We start from the raw sequence: 17,209 nt of genomic DNA, 5'->3' as shown, positions 1-17,209 counted from the left end.
GGTCTGGCTTGCCAGATAAAAAACGGATGGTACCGCGTGTCAACGCTCCGCTTATGGAGATTGGCGCGCTTTTTATTTTGGAGGGAAAATGACGAAAACGATTGAAGAACAACTAAAAAGTTTGCGTGAAGAGACTCTAGCTTCTCTCAAGCAGCTCAAGGCGGAGAATCAAAAGGAACTGCAAGACTTGCGTGTAGCTGTCTTAGGTAAGAAAGGTTCGCTGACTGAAGTCCTGAAAGGGATGAAAGATATCTCAGCTGAAATGCGGCCGATTATCGGGAAGCATGTCAATGAAGCGCGTGACATTCTGACAGCAGCCTTTGAAAAGACTGCACAAGAGATGGAAGAGCAATTAGTAGCTCTGAAACTGGCTGAAGAATCCTTGGATGTGACCTTACCAGGCCGTCAAATTCCGGTAGGGAACCGTCATATTCTTAGTCAGACTAGTGAGGAAATCGAAGATATTTTCATCGGGATGGGCTATCAGGTCGTGGACGGCTTTGAAGTGGAAAAGGACTATTACAACTTTGAGCGGATGAATCTGCCAAAGGATCACCCGGCACGGGATATGCAGGACACTTTCTACATTACAGAGGAGATCCTGCTCAGAACCCACACTAGTCCGGTACAGGCGCGAGCTATGGACGCTCATGACTTTTCTAAAGGGCCGCTCAAGATGATCTCACCAGGGCGCGTCTTCCGTCGAGATACCGATGATGCGACTCACTCCCACCAGTTCCATCAGATTGAAGGCTTGGTGGTTGGAGAAAATATTTCCATGGCAAACTTGCAAGGAACACTGCAGCTGATTGTCCAGAAGATGTTCGGCGAGGACCGCAGTATCCGTCTGCGTCCGTCTTACTTCCCATTCACAGAGCCGTCTGTTGAAGTGGATGTTTCTTGCTTCAAGTGTGGTGGTGCAGGCTGTAATGTCTGCAAGAAGACCGGCTGGATTGAGATTATGGGAGCTGGTATGGTGCATCCGCGCGTGCTGGAAATGAGCGGCATTGATGCGGAGAAATACTCTGGATTTGCCTTTGGTCTCGGTCAAGAGCGGGTAGCTATGCTCCGCTACGGTATCAACGATATTCGTGGCTTCTACCAAGGAGATATTCGTTTTTCTCAGCAGTTTAAGTAGAAACCTGTATTCATAGATGCAGCTTTTCTGAGAAAGGAGTGCAGTATGTTAGTCAGAGTCAAAAAAGAAGAAGCGATCCTCCTACGGGAGTTGGAGGTCGCGACCTATCAAGAAACCTTTGGTCCATTTATCAAGGAAGCTGATATGGCTCATTATTTTGACAATGAGTTGTCGCTTGCAACTATCGAAAAGGAGCTGGAAGATCCTGAGTCAGAGACTTATTTTGTTGTCAAAGACGGTGAAATTGCTGGTTTTCTGAAGTTTAACTGGGGACAGGCTCAAACAGAGCAAGAACTGCCTCGGGCCTTTGAGGTTCAGCGAATCTATGTTTTGAAAGACTACCATGGTCAAGGTTTGGGCAAGGAAATGTTTGAATTTGCCTTAGATGAAGCCGAGAAACGAGGCTTTGACTGGGTCTGGCTAGGCGTCTGGGAAAAGAATTTTAGAGCTCAAGATTTTTACTTCAAATATGGCTTTGAAAAATTCAGCCAGCACGACTATATCACTGGTGAGACGGTAGACACAGACTGGCTACTGCGCAAGAAATTGAAATAAACAAGAAAATTTAAAGAGAGGAAATGATACGACCTAAAAGCTCGAAATTTAGATGATTTGTTTCTGAAATCAGACTTTCAGACAAATCCCTAAAATTTGGTCGGTCAAGTTCCTCAGCGATAGAATAGAGAAAGGAATTGAACCCGGGCTAAAAACTCGAAAAAAAGATAGACTTGCGATCATTCGTCGAATGCTTAGCAAATCTCCTATTTTTCAGTCGTTTTTGACGCCCTTGGTATCTTAAATATGCTAGTAAGTTATAAGTGGTTAAAAGAGTTAGTAGACATTGATGTGGCGAGCGCTGAGCTGGCTGAGAAAATGTCAACGACAGGAATTGAAGTGGAAGGTGTGACATCACCAGCTGCTGGCTTGTCGAAAATTGTTGTTGGTGAGGTGGTATCGTGTGAGGATGTTCCAGATACCCACCTGCATGTCTGTCAAGTCAATGTCGGAGAAGAGGAGAACCGTCAGATTGTCTGTGGTGCTCCAAATGTTCGCGCAGGCATCAAGGTTATGGTGGCTTTGCCAGGTGCTCGCATTGCCGACAATTATAAGATTAAAAAAGGAAAAATCCGTGGCTTGGAGTCACTGGGCATGATCTGCTCTCTCGGTGAGCTGGGCATTTCTGATTCTGTCGTGCCAAAGGAATTTGCGGATGGCATTCAAATCCTACCTGAGGAAGCAGTGCCAGGTGAGGAAGTCTTCTCTTATCTGGACCTGGACGATGAGATTATCGAGCTTTCTATCACACCAAACCGGGCTGATGCTCTGTCTATGAGTGGGGTGGCTCATGAAGTGGCTGCGATTTATGATAAGTCAGTACATTTCAAAGATTTTCTGCTGGTGGAAAATGAAAAGCAAGCAGCTGACAGCCTTTCAGTTGCCCTTGAGACAGAGAAAGCCTCTTACTACGCAGCTCGTATTTTGGAAAATGTCACTATTGCCCCAAGTCCTCAGTGGCTGCAAAATCTCCTCATGAACGAAGGAATCCGTCCGATTAACAATGTAGTGGATGTGACCAACTATATTCTGCTCTACTTTGGTCAGCCCATGCATGCCTTTGATCTGGATACGTTTGAGGGTGACCAGATTGTCGTGCGGGAAGCGCGTGCTGGTGAAAAACTGGTAACGCTGGACGGCGAAGAGCGCGAGCTGGAAGCCAGCGATTTAGTCATCACTGTGGCGGATAAGCCAGTTGCACTGGCTGGTGTTATGGGTGGTCAAGCAACAGAAATCTCTGGCCAGTCCACTCGTGTTGTTCTGGAGGCAGCTGTTTTTGGTGGAAAATCAATTCGCAAGACCAGCGGTCGCCTTAACCTGCGCTCGGAATCATCTTCCCGCTTTGAAAAAGGCATCAATGTAGCAACTGTTAATGAAGCTTTGGATGCGGCAGCAAGCATGATTGCGGACTTGGCAGGAGCGACTGTTCAGGCTGGGATTGTATCCGCTGGCAGCTTGGATACTAGCGATGTAGAAGTGGTGTCCAGTCTTGCGGATGTCAACCGAGTTTTGGGAACAGACTTGCTTTATACAGATATTGTGGATGTCTTCCGCAGACTTGGCTTTGGCTTGTCAGGAAATGCTGAACAGTTCACTGTCAGCGTGCCTCGCCGGCGCTGGGATATTTCAATTGAAGCAGATCTTTATGAAGAAATTGCTCGTATTTACGGCTATGACAAATTGCCAGCTAGCCTGCCAAAAGATGACGGAACTGCTGGTGAATTGACTGCAACGCAACAACTGCGCCGTCGAGTACGGACCTTAGCAGAGGGAGCTGGACTGACAGAAATCATCACCTACGCTTTGACGACGCCAGAAAAGGCGGTTGAGTTCACTCTCAATCCTAGCAACTTGACTGAGCTCATGTGGCCGATGACAGTGGAGCGCTCTGTTCTTCGTCAGAACATGGTTTCCGGCATTTTGGACTCCCTAGCCTACAATGTAGCTCGTAAGAATAAGAATCTAGCTCTCTATGAGATTGGAAAAATCTTTGAGCAGACTGGCAATCCTAAGGAAGAACTGCCAAATGAAATCAATAGCTTTGCCTTTGCTTTGACAGGTCTGGTTAATGAAAAAGACTTCCAGACCAAGCCAGTAGCAGTTGATTTCTTCTATGCTAAGGGTGTAGTGGAAGCACTCTTTGCTAAGTTGGGCTTGACAGCTGAATACGCGGCTAGCAACCAGATTAAGAGTTTGCATCCTGGTCGGACTGCTTTAATCTCTATCAATGGCCAGCCTGTTGGCTTTGTCGGCCAAGTCCATCCTGCGACAGCCAAGGCTTACGATATTCCTGAAACTTATGTGGTTGAGCTCAATCTGTCTGCTATCGAAGAGCAGCTTCAGCCAGCCCAGCCATTTACAGAAATCACTAAATTCCCAGCTGTCAGCCGTGATGTGGCCCTCTTGCTCAAGGCTGAAATCACGCACCAAGAGGTCCTTGATGCAATCCTAGCGGCTGGTGTTAAACGCTTGACAGATATTAAGCTCTTTGATATCTTCTCTGGTGACAAGCTGGGTGTTGGCCTCAAATCTATGGCCTACAGCCTGACTTTCCAAAATCCAGAATCTAGCCTGACTGACGAAGAAGTAGCTAAATACATGGAAAAAATCGAAAAATCCCTGACTGAAAAACTCGGCGCAGAGGTCCGTTAATGAACGATTCCCCAGTCATGTGATTGGGGATTTTGATTAATACTCTTCTAGAACCTATTTAAATCATAGCTGATTAGCTTTCTGTCTTGGCAAGCTTATTACTGAGTTGCGAACAATGATGTAGACGAAACGAGAAGTATTCGAAATTAAAAATCAGTAGGAAAAGTAATCATGGAAAATTCAAACCAAATATCCCAATGTCAGACTCTTTGGGCTAGAAATAAGTATCTGGTTCTCAGTCATTCCAGTAAGATCTATCTGGAAATCCGCCAATATCTAAAAAGCGACTCGGTGGAAGCAGCACATGTTCAAGGATTGATTGATCAGGCGGTAGCCTTGCCTGAAAATCGCGGTCAGGTCTGCAATGCCTTTCAACATATCTGGGGATATTTTAAGAAAAAAGCCAGTACGATTGAAAAAGAAGATTTTATGCATCTTTTGCTTCGTTACCAATCCGGACAGGCTGAGCAAAAAGACTTGGTAACAGCTGTAAAGGAGCTGCTAGTCAAGTATCCCAACCCTTATCTGCAAAAATCCACTTTGTTATTTGGGGATGAAGCATGAAGCTCTGAAATCAAGGGGAAAGAATAAGCTTGCTCGTCTAGTAGCTTTGAGGGGTGTAGATGATAAGAATAATTTGTTAGTCTCATAAACAATATTATTTTGACTGGTTTCGATAAAGGCTCCACCTCGAGCAAAACGTGTCTTTAAGGTATGATTGGAGAAATAATGTTTTTTACTTATCAGGGAAATAAATTATATTATAAAGTGATTGGTCAAGGAAAGCCAGTCTTGGCAATTCATGGTTTGGGCTGTTCATCTGAATTGATGGAAGGATGTTTGGAACCTATTTTTGAGAAACATGCTGACTATAAAAGGATTTATTTAGATTTACCTGGCATGGGTAGGTCTGATGGCAATCCTGCTTTTGCAAGTGCGGATGCGATTTTAGAGATGCTCTTGAACTTTATAGAGACTGTAATCGGCGGACACAGCTTTCTCTTAGCTGGAGAGTCTTATGGTGGCTATCTTGCTAGAGGAATTTTGGCTAAGAAAAGGTCAGAGATTGATGGTTTGCTGCTTATTTGTCCAGTAGTTGCACCCAATCCGCAAGAAAGAATTCTGCCAAAAGACAGCTTGCTAATTAGAGAGGTAGGTTTTGATATAGCAGGCAAAAGCGAAGATTTTGTTGATTTAGCGATTTTGCAGACTAAAGAAACTTATCGACGGTTTGCAAAAGAAATCCTAGTAGGGCTTCAGATGATGAATGCTCCCTTTGTCCAAAAGCTGCAAGAAAACTATGCTTTTTCGTTTGAAGTGGATCAAGAGATACAGGAAAAGAGCTATGACAAGCCCAGTCTTTTTATAGCAGGAAAGCAGGACCAAGTCGTGGGCTTCCAGCAGTTAGCCCAGCTGTCTCACTATTATCCAAGGGCAACTCATGCTGTAATGGATCTTGCTGGCCACAATGCACAGATAGATCAAGAGGCTCTCTTTACGGCCTTGGTTGAAAATTGGCTCAAGCGAATTGAACTTTCCTGATACTCCAAGATTTAATATGTTGAACAGATGTAGATGAAACTGGAGTTCATCAAAGAAATCTAATTCAGCCCCAAATTGATTTTAAGAGCATAGAAAAAAGCGGTCACACCGCTTTTTTTGCTTATTATCCCCAGAATTTCTGGGCGATTTCTTGGCCTTGTTTTATTTTGGCCCACTGCTGCTCAATGGTGAGTTCGTTTCCAGAGTCACAAGAGGCGAAGCCACATTGGTGGGAGAGCAGGAGTCGCTCTTTTGGTAAAACGGTTGCTGCTTTCTCGAGGAGGTCTAGGACACGTTTTTCGTCATCCAAGCCTGTCGTCTTACTGGAAAGCAGTCCTAAAACGACTTCCGCATTCTTGTCCTTCAAAGCTGCTAGGGCTGATACATCACCAGCTACATCGCTATCCCACTCTAGGAAGTAGCGATCATAGTGTTGGTCGCGCAGGAATTTTTCCGCGATAGCTTCGTAGGTACCTTCAGCAGCAGAGCGGCTTTCGTAGTTACCACGGCAGTTGTGGGTCCAGACAGTCAGTCCAAGCTCATGAGCGTAGTCTACGACTTCGTTATTAATAGCGACAAACTCGTCTGCCAGGTCAGCCAGACTAGCATTGCCCTCCGCAAAGAAGCTAGCAGGATTGGATTCGTCAAAGAGTTCCCAGAGACAGTCGTCAAACTGGATAATCTGTCCGCCAGCAGCTTTATAGTCGTCCAAAAATTCCTTATAGGCTTGAATCAAGCCTTTTTTCAAATCTTCATTGGTCTCATAAACTTGTCCTGGTCCAGCCAAGCGGTCAAAGACAGCTAACTCAGTATAAGCGTGGGCAGGCCCCCAGACAGTCAGCTTAGTATCTTCACCAGCAGCCTCTTCCTTGACTAGCTTATAAATCTCGATAAAGTGGTGATTTTTACCAGATAGTGGTGCTGTGATACGGATACCAATATCCTTGCGGGTCTCGTATTGCCCGCCGTCGTGGTCCTTGAAGGTATAGCCGTGGTCAGCAATGTAGCGCTCGATTCCCTTAAGTCCCCAGACAAAGTCCAGATGCCACATGGACTTGGAGTATTCTCCATCCGTTAGGATGTCAATTCCCTTAGCCTTTTGCTCAGCGAAAATCTCCTTGATGTCAGCTGTCTCCGTCTCATGGTAGCCTGGGAAGCTGTCATAGAAGGGGTATTGAATATCATCGCGGTGCTCAATTTCTGTCTTATACTGGCGGAGATTTTCTGGGCGCAGAAGAGATCCAACCAGTTGAAATTTTGATTTCGTCATAAGATTTCTCACTTTCATTAGGGATTATGGTCTATTGTATCGAAAATCCCTCGGCAAATAAAATAGTTAATTCTGCTGGTAGGGTATAGTCGAAAACTATTGCTAGCGCTTAATGTGTATTTTCCTTATAATAAAAACTGCTTTTTCTTGACAAATGAAACAGACAAGTGTAGAATATAAGTATAAACTACAAATGTAGAAAAAGGAGAAAGCGATATGACTACTACAAAAAAAGCCTTTATCGGAATTCTATCTCTGACAGTGGCAGTCCTATTGGCTGCTTGCTCAGGCAATACCAACCAAGGAGGGAATACTAGTTCATCACAGAATACGCAAGGCCAGACATCACAATCTGCGCAAAATCAGACTTCGCAGTCATCAGCTGCATCTTCCTCTAATCAGCCTTCGTCATCATCAAATACAGGGCAGGCTACAAATCTAGATGGGCGCTACCAAGCAACCGACCATGATGGTGACCAGCATGTCCTAGAAATCAATGGTACGACTGGTACTTGGACTGAGACCGAGGTCGATGGCAGTAAGGAAATCAAGCAGGTACAAGTAGATAGTGCTAATCAAAGACTGATAGTTGGTGATGATGTCAAAAGTTACCGCCAAAATGGCAATCAGCTGATTGTGGACGAATTGGATGATGATCCAGACACTCTGACCTTTAACAAGCAGTAAAGCGCTTCTCATTCTGCTCAGGACAACAGGAAGAGCAGTGAGGAAATCTAACTAGGAAACTCTGAGAAAGGAGTTTCCTTTTTTATGAGAATTTTATCGTAAATGATACCAAAAATTTGACTTATGGGGTGCCCTAAGTTGTATAATAGTTACTATAAAGATATCAGAGGAGAAAAAACGATGAAATTGGCAGTTTATACAAAAGCGGGTCAAGTTGGGCTCGCTGACATTGACCGTCCGCAAATCATTGAGGCAGATGATGCCATTATTCGGATTGTTCGGACCTGTGTCTGTGGCTCTGACCTATGGCGCTACCGCAGTCCAGATATTGAAGCAGGCCATCAAAATAGCGGGCATGAAGCAATTGGAATTGTCGAAGAAATTGGCGGTGCAGTAACGACTGTTAAACCTGGTGACTTCGTTATTGCACCATTTACTCATGGATGCGGGCAATGTGATGCCTGCCGAGCAGGATTTGATGGCACTTGTGATTCTCATATTGGGAATAACTGGTCAAATGGGGTGCAGGCAGAATATATGCGCTTCGAATTTGCTAACTGGGCTCTTATCAAAATTCCGGGTCAGCCTTCTAATTATACAGAAGGTATGCTCAAATCCCTCTTGACACTGGCAGATGTCATGCCGACGGGTTACCATGCCGCGCGTGTGGCAGACGTCAAGCCTGGTGATAAGGTAGTCGTGATTGGTGACGGAGCTGTTGGACAATGCGCTGTTATCGCAGCTAAAATGCGTGGTGCTTCCCAAATCGTTCTTATGAGCCGACACGAAGATCGCCAAAAAATGGCCTTTGAATCCGGTGCAACAGCCGTTGTTGCAGAACGTGGTGAAGAAGGAATTGCCAAGGTCCGTGAAATCCTTGGTGGCGGTGCAGATGCAGCTCTGGAATGTGTTGGAACAGAAGCAGCTGTTGATCAAGCTCTGGGAGTTCTTCACAACGGCGGCCGCTTAGGCTTTGTCGGTGTGCCACACTATAATAACCGAGCACTTGGTTCTACCTTTGCTCAAAATATTACAGTGGCAGGCGGAGCAGCCTCTGTCACGACTTACGACAAGCAAATCTTGCTCAAGGCAGTTCTTGACGGCGATATTAATCCGGGCAAGGTCTTTACTTCAAGCTACAAACTGGAAGATATCGATCAAGCTTATAAAGATATGGATGAACGCAAGACCATTAAGTCCATGATTGTCTTTGATTAGGTAAAGAAGAAAACAGCCTTGCTGCGGTCTCTTTAAGATGGCAGTAGGCAGTTTTTGTTTGGAAGGAAATTCATTCTTTATGCTCTTTGCACCAAGCTATCCACCTTGACCATTCGGCGGCCAGGTGGAGCTGGTGTTCTTTGATAAGGCTGTCTGGACAAAGGCTGGGGAATTCAACACAGAATCGGGCTTCTAGGCCTTTTTCTGTGTCGCGAAACTGATGGCGAATACCACCGATATTGCAACCATTCGCTAGACTGGCGGCACCGACAGTTTGGAAGGGATAAGACGCATCACGAGGCTCCTCTATCTCAGCTTCACCACCAAGGTTAAGAAAAAACTGTGTCGGCAGCGGGCTGTTTCCTGCGGTCTCAATGACTTCTAGTTTATCGCCGTGCGGCTGCAAGGCATAATGGTCTGGACAGGCACCAAGATTGACTCGTTTATGAACATTTGTCTTTTCTAACATCAATTTTTCTAGCCTTTTACTGAAAGAAGCAGCAGTCAGTCCACTTGCAAAAATCGTTACAACAGCTCGTTTTCGTGGTTTCTTGGACCATTTGGCTGCCCATTTCATCAAATATTGGCTCCATTTGAGTTTGGTTCCGATTTGCTGGATTAGCACTTCGTATGTCAGCTTCATTTTTGCTTCCAGTAGGGCTTGGTCTAAAATCTCCGTGTTGTCAGTATTGGGCAGCTGTAGATTAAGTATCTTAGCTGCTTTGTAGATTCTCTGCTTCCGCCATTGCTCAATTCTTTCTTGACTGACTTCCTTTTGATTGATCATAATCTTCATCTTTTAATCCTCCTGTTCTTGCCTTCTGCTTATATTTATTATATAGTGGGAGCTGGATGGTAGACAAGCATCAATTTTAGATAGACTGTTGCATTTTGAGGTGAATGGCATGTATGAGAAAAAACGAAGAAAGACAGAAAAGCAGATAGAGACTAGCTTGTTGCAGCTGATGAAAGAGCATACTTTTGAGACGATCAGTATTCGCCAATTGATTGATTTGGCGGAGGTGAATCGCAGTACTTTTTACCGGCATTATCTGGATAAATATGATTTGCTGGAGAAGATAGAAGACCGCTTGCTAGATGATTTGCAGGCCTATTATCAAGAGGCTCTAGAATCTGCCTGCTTGTTCAAGTTAGAAAAGGATTTTAAAGTAGAAGACTTTATCCATGAGAAACAAAATCTTTTTCATTTTTTTGAGCCTTACTTGGAAGACTTAGCCATTCTTTTGGGACCAAATGGCAGTCCAACTAGTTCGAGGAGGTTGCAGGAAGCTGTGAGGGAGATTTTCTGGCAGAGTATTTCCTTGGCTGATCCACATTTAGAGGAGGTTGAGGTGGACTTGCTCCTGAATCATCAAGCCGCGTCCTTTATGGGAACTCTGACTTACTGGCTGGCTCATCCTCGCTATCAGGTTCAGCAAATGAGTGATTTTCATGCTAGGGTGACCGCTGTTGGTTTAGCAGGTTTTGTCAGAGAGCATATGGAGGGGGATTGACAGGATAGTTTTTCCAGTTTGTTTCTTTATGGTATAATAGTCTCGAATATCTCAAAGGAGGACAGCTTTGTTTTTAGCTTTTAAAGAGATTGTCTACAGCCGCGGACGCTATCGTTTGGTGGTTGCTGTGGTCTTTCTCATTACCTATATGGTTTTCTTTTTATCCAGTCTTTCCGTTGGTTTGGCTAGGCTCAATCGCTTGGCTTTGGACCAATGGCAGGCTGAGTCAATCGTATTGTCGGAGTACGCCAATAAGAATCTAATAGCTTCGACTCTCAAGGAAGAGGAATACAGCCGTCTGCTTCAAGGGGACTCAATTGCGGCTTTAGGTCAGACGTCAGCAGTGGCCAATTATGAAGATGGGACTGATAAACTCAATGCTCAGGTTTTTGGTCTCTCTTGGGATAGTTTTCTAGCGCCTGACATTATTGAGGGACGTCCTGCTGAGACTGCTTATGAAGTCATTGCGGATAAGCGTCTGCAGCAAAAAGGTGTGAAACTAGGCGACCAGCTTCAGCTTAATGGAAGTGAGCGCCTCTATCAGGTTGTTGGTTTCACAGAGGATAATAGCTTCTTTACGCAACCTGTAATTTTTATGGATCTAGATGATTTCAGGGAATTAAAGTACGGCTCTAGTCAGGTTAAGAATATCAGTGCACTTGTGGTCAAGGATGGTCAGAAGATTGAAGAAGCTGGACTTAGTCAGCTCTCTATGAGCGATTTTATAGAAAATATCCCTGGTTATCAGCCTCAGGTACTGACTTTTTCCTTTATGATTGGTGCCATGGTTCTGATTACATTTTTGGTATTGGGAATTTTCATGTACATCATTACCATCCAAAAGACGCATCTTTACGGCATTATGCGCGCCCAAGGGATTGCCAGTGGGAAGATTATTGCTTCTATTTTTTGGCAGATTTTCATCCTGTCCACTCTGGGAATCAGCTTAGCTGTCTTGGCTCTCTTGGGAACCCAGCTAGTCTTGCCGGCTTCTATGCCTTTTTATAGTGACTGGAGAGCTTATGCAGGATTGATTGTTCTGATTGTTTTCATGTCACTGGCTGGCGGACTCTTGTCCATTCATCGGGTTCTGAAAATTGACCCTATCACAGCAATCGGAGGTGAGTAAATGTCAATCATAGAACTAAAAGGTGTTACAAAAGAGTACGGCCAGGGGCATACGCTGGTTCAAGCCCTGAAACCAACTGATTTCCAACTGGAAGCAGGGCAGTTTGTAGCTATTATTGGGCCATCGGGCTCGGGTAAAACAACCTTTCTGACCTTGCTGGGCCATTTGCAAACTCCCTCAAAAGGACAGATTTTCTTGCATGGGAAAGATACTTCCCAGCTCAAGGAAAAGGAACGGGCTGCTCTGCGTTTCAATGATTTTGGCTTTATTTTGCAGTCTTCCAATCTCATACCTTTTTTGAAAATCGAAGACCAGTTCCAGCTTATTGACCGCTTATCTAAAAAGGAAAGAACAGATCTAGACAGTCTGATTGAGCTGCTGGATCTTAAAGGAACACTCAAGCAGTATCCGAAAGAGTTGTCCGGCGGAGAACGGCAGCGAGCTGCTATCGCCCGAGCACTTTACAATAGCCCTGATATTATCTTGGCTGATGAGCCGACAGCTAGTCTGGATACAGAGCGGGCTAAGCGCGTGGTCCATCTACTCAAAGAGGTGACCCAGAAATTCCATAAGAGCGTGGTCATGATTACCCATGATACCCGCTTGCTGGACGAGGTTGATAAGGTTTATGAGATGCAAGACGGAGTGCTGACTCAAGTTCGATAAAGCGTTAGAATGGTTTATGCAATCAAACAGAGAAAAAACAAGGAGATAGCCATGATTCATTATAAAATAAATCCTCAGCTAGATTTTGCGGCAGTGCTAGACCTCTACGCTTCGGTTGGTTGGAGCAATTACACTAATCGTCCTCAGCAGTTAGAGCAGGCCTTCCATCAGTCCTTGTTTGTGATGGCGGCCTATGACGAAGACAAGTTGGTTGGTTTGATCCGAGTGGTCGGAGATGGGCTTACCATTGTCTTTATTCAGGATTTGCTGGTGTATCCACTCTACCAGCGTCAGGGGATTGGTCGGAGCCTTCTTCAGCAGACGTTGGAAAGTTTTAAGGATGTTTACCAAATCCAGTTGGCAACGGAGCAGTCAGATAAAAATCTAGCTTTTTATCGAGAGCTCGGCTTTCGCCGACAGGAAGATTTCGACTGTACTGGCATGATTTATGCACCCAATAAAAATTAAAATTCTGGAGGAGCTTGTTCGCAAGCTCCTTTTGTCATGTCTACAATAAAAAAAGGAATAGAACTAGACCGATGAAAATATTTCTCGGTCTCTTTTGTTTTTCCTTGACAGTTAAATTGTCAGAATTTATAATAAAAGAAGAAGGGCGATAACAGTGTTATCGAATTAAAATCATGAAAAAAGAAACAGATGAGTTAAATGAAAAAATCTTGGAAAGCGCGAGGAGTGAGTTCTTGGCTTATGGCTATCAGGATGCTTCACTGCGGAGAATTTGTCGCGCGGCTGGCTTGACGACTGGGGCTCTTTATAAGCGCTATGAGGGTAAGGACAGTCTCTTTGCTGCCCTGCTTGAGCCTACTCTGATAGCCTTAGACCAGTATGGACAAGAGCAGAAGCGACGTGACTATGCTTTCCTAGAAGTGGGACACCTGTCTGATATGTGGGCCCATCGCTTGGAGGATCTCCAGTCCCTGATGCGGATTCTCTATGAACATAAGGATATTATGCAGCTCTTGCTCTTTAAATCTCAGGGATCTTCGCAAGCGGACTTTAGGATGCGTCTGCCTCATTTGGCTGCAGACGAGACTTATCGCTATTTGGAGCTGGCTTACAAAGAGGGGAAGATCAATCATTTGGTCAAACACGAGTTTCTGCGATCGTGCATGACAGCTTATTACACTGCTGTATTTGAGCCCTTGGCTCAAGACTGGCCCCAAGAGCAGGCGCTGGAATTTTGCCATTCCATCATGAACTTGTTTGACTGGGGAGGTTTGCTAGGTTTTTGATAGAAAGAAGGAAATTCTATGAAGAAAAAATCTGTCCTTGCTTGGATCTGGGACTTTGTTTCCCTTCATAAAATATATTTTGTGCTCAGTCTGATCTTTGCCTTTGCCTCTGTGCTTTCAGGATTTCTGCCTTATTTCTTTATTGGTGGAATGATTAATCAGCTCTTGGCTGGCAATAAAAACTGGGATTTCTACCTGCAGCAGTCAGCGTGGGCAGGTCTGGCCTGGATTGGCTACTGGGGATTCCATGGTATTTCCACCATGCTGTCGCATACGGCTACTTTTAAGATTCTAGCGGAAATGCGGCATCGCCTGACAGACAAGCTAGCGAGGCTGCCTCTAGGTACAGTACTCAGTCAGTCATCAGGAAGTTATAAGAACATTATCGTTGAGCGGGTGGATGCGACCGAAACGACCTTGGCTCACCTGATTCCAGAGTTTACTGCTGGAATTTTTGGTCCGATTATTGTCCTCATTGCCATGCTGATCATTGATTGGCGGCTGACCTTGCTGTCTCTCCTGACTATTCCTATTGTGGTGCTGGCCTATGTTCGGATGGCTGCCAATAGCGAAGCGGACTATCAAAATACTCTGGTCAAGACCAAAAAGCTCAATGATACAGCGGTGGAATACATCAATGGGATTGAGGTTATCAAGGTCTTTGGCAAGGAAAAATTTTCTTATGATAAGTTTGTGACAGCTGCTAGAGAAGGAGCAGACTGCTTTATTGAGTGGATGCGCAAGTTCAATCTGGAGATGGGGATTGTGACTGCTTTTCTGCCATCAGGCTTGCTCTTTCTACTACCGGCTGGCTGTTATTTCTATCTGCAAGGTAGCTTGACTGCCGGCAATTTCATTCTAATGATTATTCTGTCGCTCAGTCTTCTGACTCCTCTGATTTTAGTAGCTAGCTACATGGACGATTTACGGAAAATCGGGACTATTTTTGGTCAAGTCATTGATATTTTGGAAAAGCCTGATTTGAAAAGGCCTCAGGAGCTGAGAGAACTTCCAAAAGGAAGGGATCTGGTCATGACGGATGTCAGCTTTGGCTATACAGATGAAGAGGAAGTACTGCACGACATTTCGCTAGATATTAAGGCTGGCAGCATCAATGCTTTAGTCGGTCCATCAGGCTCAGGCAAGTCTACAATTGCCAAGCTTTTAGCTTCTTTCTGGGACGTCACTTCTGGTCAGATTACCTATGGTGGCTTGGACATTCGCCAGCTTCCGCTAGACTATTACAGTCGGCAGATTGCTTATGTGACACAGGATAACTATCTCTTTGATGAGACTATTATGGAAAATATCCGGATGGGAAATCCAGCAGCTTCTGATGAAGAGGTCATCGAAATTGCCCGTCGCTGCGGCTGTTATGACTTTATCATGAACTTAGAAAACGGCTTTGAGACGCAGGTCGGATCTGGCGGCGGGCATCTATCTGGTGGGGAGCGTCAGCGGATTGCTATCGTCCGTGCCATGCTCAAGGATGCGCCGATTCTTATTTTGGATGAAGCGACTGCTTATACAGATCCGGAAAATGAAGCACGGATTCAGTCCAGTCTAGCTCGTCTGATTGAGGGACGGACCTTGATTGTCATTGCCCACAGGCTGTCTACTATTATGAGTGCAGACCAGATAGTCCTGGTCAATGATGGTCGGATTGAAGCTAGAGGTCGGCATGAAGAGTTGCTGGCAGGCAGTCCGCTTTATGCTTCCATGTGGCAGGCCCATATAGCTACTAGGGATAGTGGTGAGATGGAAGGAGGGCTGACTCATGCTTAATATACTGAAGAAATTCTTTGATTTCTGTACGGCAGAGGATCGTAGGAAATTTTATCAATCTATTTATCTGGGCATCATCAAGTCTTTTATCATCGCTCTGCGTATTCCAGCAATCGGCCTAGTCGTTATGGGACTGATTGAGAAGAATCTCTCTATGCAGACTTTCTGGCTGGCTCTGGGCATCATGCTGGTATCCACAGTGCTAAACGTCTGGATTACCCTGAAAATCACCATGCTTCAGACGGAAGCGGGCTATCATACCTGTGCTTAGAAGCGGATTGAAATTGCTGAGCACATGCGCTATCTGCCCATGGGTTACTTTAATCAAAATAGCTTGGGCAAGATTACCAGTGTTACGACTAATACGCTGGAAGGGTTGTCTGATGTAGCTACGCGAGTGGTTATGATGACTGTGTAGGGCTTTCTGACGACTGGTCTCATCACTATTTTGGTCTTTCTCTATGACTGGCGGGTTGGTCTGGTTCTCTTGGTGGGTCTTGTCCTCTTTCTCCTGCCAAATACCCTTATGCGTTGGCAAGTTGGCAAGGTTTCTGATGACAAGTATCAGGCGGATACGGACCTAGTAGCCGTTGTTTTGGAGTATAGCCAAGGGATTGCTGAAGTTAAGAACTACAATCTGGTCAACCGTTCTGCCAAGAAGCTGTCCAAGGCTATTGAAGGCAAGAGTCAGCTAGATACCAAAATGACACTCGTGACCTCACCTTACATCGCCCTCCAGGGTATGGTGACCAAGCTGACCGGTCTCTTTATGGGGCTTTTCTCTATCTACTTTTATCTCAATGGCAGTATGGAGCTGTTGGTAACCATTATGATGATTGTCAGTGGTTTTATGATTTATGAAAATCTAGACGGCGTTGGCTCTTTCTCTTCTCTCCTGCGCATTGTTGATTTGTCGGTTGATATGGTCAATCAAGTTTTGGCTATCCAGCCGATGGACATCAGCGGTCAGGATATTGAGCCTAAGAGCAGCAGGATTGAGCTGAGAGATGTTAGCTTCTCTTATGGAAATAAGAAAATCATTGACCAGGTTTCCCTCACCATTCCCGAAAAAACAACAACTGCTCTGGTCGGACCTTCTGGATCAGGCAAGACAACGCTCTGTAACCTCATCGCCCGCTTCTGGGATGTGGATCAGGGAAGTATCAGTTTGGACGGGCATGATGTCAGGGATTACAGCTATGACAGCCTGATTCGTAATTTCAGCTTTGTCTTCCAAAGCGTCTATCTCTTTGAGGATACCATTGCCAATAACATTCGTTTTGGCAAGCCGGAGGCCAGTCAAGAAGAAGTAATAGAGGCTGCTAAGAAAGCCGCCTGTCATGACTTTATACTCTCGCTGCCTGATGGCTATGACACTAAGATTGGTGAAGGAGGTGCCAGTCTTTCTGGAGGTGAGCGCCAGCGCATTTCCATTGCTCGGGCAATTATCAAGGATGCGCCTATTATCATTCTGGATGAAGCGACAGCCAATGTTGACCCAGAAAACGAAGAAGCCCTCATGCAGGCTATTCAGGCTCTGACTCGCGATAAGACCATTATCATGATTGCCCACCGACTCAAGACGGTTGAGCATGCAGACCAGATTTTGGTGCTGGATCAAGGCCGCATTGTCGAGCAAGGTAAACACCAAGACTTACTGGCCAAACAAGGTATCTACAGTAAATTTATCCAAGAAAGAAAAACAGCCGCCAGCTGGCGGATTGATATGGAGGAGTGATAATCTGAAACAGCAGGCCAACGGCTTGCTGTTTTTAATTTCGAGAAAGGATGGTATAATAA

At 45.1% G+C, this 17,209-nt stretch carries 15 protein-coding genes and 1 pseudogene; 14 read left to right on the top strand and 2 right to left on the bottom strand.

What is annotated here, in order from left to right; translation table 11 throughout:
* Positions 1-88: 88 nt before the first annotated feature.
* The 5 genes from pheS (at position 89) to HMPREF9378_RS06735 (ending at position 5,887) form a co-directional block, all read left to right on the top strand.
* On the top strand, positions 89-1,138 hold the full coding sequence (gene pheS, locus HMPREF9378_RS06715) for a phenylalanine--tRNA ligase subunit alpha (RefSeq protein WP_002900605.1): 1,050 nt from the start codon (positions 89-91) through the stop codon (positions 1,136-1,138).
* A 45-nt stretch (positions 1,139-1,183) separates the two neighbouring features.
* Positions 1,184-1,693, top strand: a complete 510-nt coding sequence (locus HMPREF9378_RS06720) for a GNAT family N-acetyltransferase (RefSeq protein ID WP_002900603.1) — start codon at positions 1,184-1,186, stop codon at positions 1,691-1,693.
* Between the two features lie 246 nt (positions 1,694-1,939).
* Entirely contained in the window at positions 1,940-4,345 is a 2,406-nt protein-coding gene (gene pheT, locus HMPREF9378_RS06725) for a phenylalanine--tRNA ligase subunit beta (protein WP_002913679.1), read from the top strand.
* 171 nt (positions 4,346-4,516) lie between these two features.
* Positions 4,517-4,909 carry a YbgA family protein gene (locus tag HMPREF9378_RS06730; RefSeq protein WP_002913678.1) on the top strand — a complete coding sequence of 131 codons (393 nt, stop codon included), beginning with the start codon at positions 4,517-4,519 and terminating at the stop codon, positions 4,907-4,909.
* A 150-nt stretch (positions 4,910-5,059) separates the two neighbouring features.
* Positions 5,060-5,887, top strand: a complete 828-nt coding sequence (locus HMPREF9378_RS06735) for an alpha/beta fold hydrolase (protein ID WP_002913677.1) — start codon at positions 5,060-5,062, stop codon at positions 5,885-5,887.
* A 124-nt stretch (positions 5,888-6,011) separates the two neighbouring features.
* Here the strand turns inward: HMPREF9378_RS06735 and HMPREF9378_RS06740 are convergent, their stop codons facing one another.
* Positions 6,012-7,157, bottom strand: coding sequence for a cobalamin-independent methionine synthase II family protein (locus HMPREF9378_RS06740; RefSeq protein WP_032911162.1), 1,146 nt, complete (start codon positions 7,155-7,157; stop codon positions 6,012-6,014).
* 216 nt (positions 7,158-7,373) lie between these two features.
* Between HMPREF9378_RS06740 and HMPREF9378_RS06745 the strand changes: the two genes are divergently transcribed.
* Complete coding sequence (locus HMPREF9378_RS06745; protein WP_002913674.1) at positions 7,374-7,844, top strand: SP_0198 family lipoprotein; 471 nt, start codon at positions 7,374-7,376, stop codon at positions 7,842-7,844.
* A gap of 180 nt (positions 7,845-8,024) precedes the next feature.
* Positions 8,025-9,062 (top strand): zinc-binding dehydrogenase, encoded by a 1,038-nt coding sequence (locus HMPREF9378_RS06750; RefSeq protein ID WP_032911160.1) that lies wholly within the window; start codon positions 8,025-8,027, stop codon positions 9,060-9,062.
* Positions 9,063-9,132: 70 nt separating this feature from the next.
* Here the strand turns inward: HMPREF9378_RS06750 and HMPREF9378_RS06755 are convergent, their stop codons facing one another.
* Entirely contained in the window at positions 9,133-9,858 is a 726-nt protein-coding gene (locus HMPREF9378_RS06755) for a hypothetical protein (protein ID WP_002900597.1), read from the bottom strand.
* 109 nt (positions 9,859-9,967) lie between these two features.
* Between HMPREF9378_RS06755 and HMPREF9378_RS06760 the strand changes: the two genes are divergently transcribed.
* The 7 genes and pseudogenes from HMPREF9378_RS06760 (at position 9,968) to HMPREF9378_RS0110890 (ending at position 17,147) form a co-directional block, all read left to right on the top strand.
* Complete coding sequence (locus tag HMPREF9378_RS06760; RefSeq protein ID WP_002902789.1) at positions 9,968-10,576, top strand: TetR/AcrR family transcriptional regulator; 609 nt, start codon at positions 9,968-9,970, stop codon at positions 10,574-10,576.
* Positions 10,577-10,643: 67 nt separating this feature from the next.
* Positions 10,644-11,705 (top strand): ABC transporter permease, encoded by a 1,062-nt coding sequence (locus tag HMPREF9378_RS06765; protein ID WP_002900595.1) that lies wholly within the window; start codon positions 10,644-10,646, stop codon positions 11,703-11,705.
* Complete coding sequence (locus HMPREF9378_RS06770) at positions 11,706-12,371, top strand: ABC transporter ATP-binding protein (protein ID WP_002900594.1); 666 nt, start codon at positions 11,706-11,708, stop codon at positions 12,369-12,371.
* A gap of 51 nt (positions 12,372-12,422) precedes the next feature.
* Positions 12,423-12,839, top strand: a complete 417-nt coding sequence (locus HMPREF9378_RS06775; RefSeq protein WP_002900593.1) for a GNAT family N-acetyltransferase — start codon at positions 12,423-12,425, stop codon at positions 12,837-12,839.
* A gap of 173 nt (positions 12,840-13,012) precedes the next feature.
* On the top strand, positions 13,013-13,624 hold the full coding sequence (locus tag HMPREF9378_RS06780; RefSeq protein WP_002900591.1) for a TetR/AcrR family transcriptional regulator: 612 nt from the start codon (positions 13,013-13,015) through the stop codon (positions 13,622-13,624).
* Positions 13,625-13,642: 18 nt separating this feature from the next.
* Complete coding sequence (locus HMPREF9378_RS06785) at positions 13,643-15,409, top strand: ABC transporter ATP-binding protein (protein WP_002900590.1); 1,767 nt, start codon at positions 13,643-13,645, stop codon at positions 15,407-15,409.
* Positions 15,402-17,147: pseudogene (locus HMPREF9378_RS0110890) on the top strand (ABC transporter ATP-binding protein). Before HMPREF9378_RS06785 ends, HMPREF9378_RS0110890 begins: the two are co-directional and overlap by 8 nt.
* Positions 17,148-17,209: the final 62 nt, after the last annotated feature.

The sequence above is a fragment of the Streptococcus sanguinis SK1 = NCTC 7863 genome (assembly GCF_000194945.1).
Taxonomy (GTDB): Bacteria; Bacillota; Bacilli; order Lactobacillales; family Streptococcaceae; genus Streptococcus; species Streptococcus sanguinis.
The sequence above is the reverse complement of the archived record's forward strand: the minus strand, read 5'-3'. Positions and strand labels throughout refer to the sequence as shown.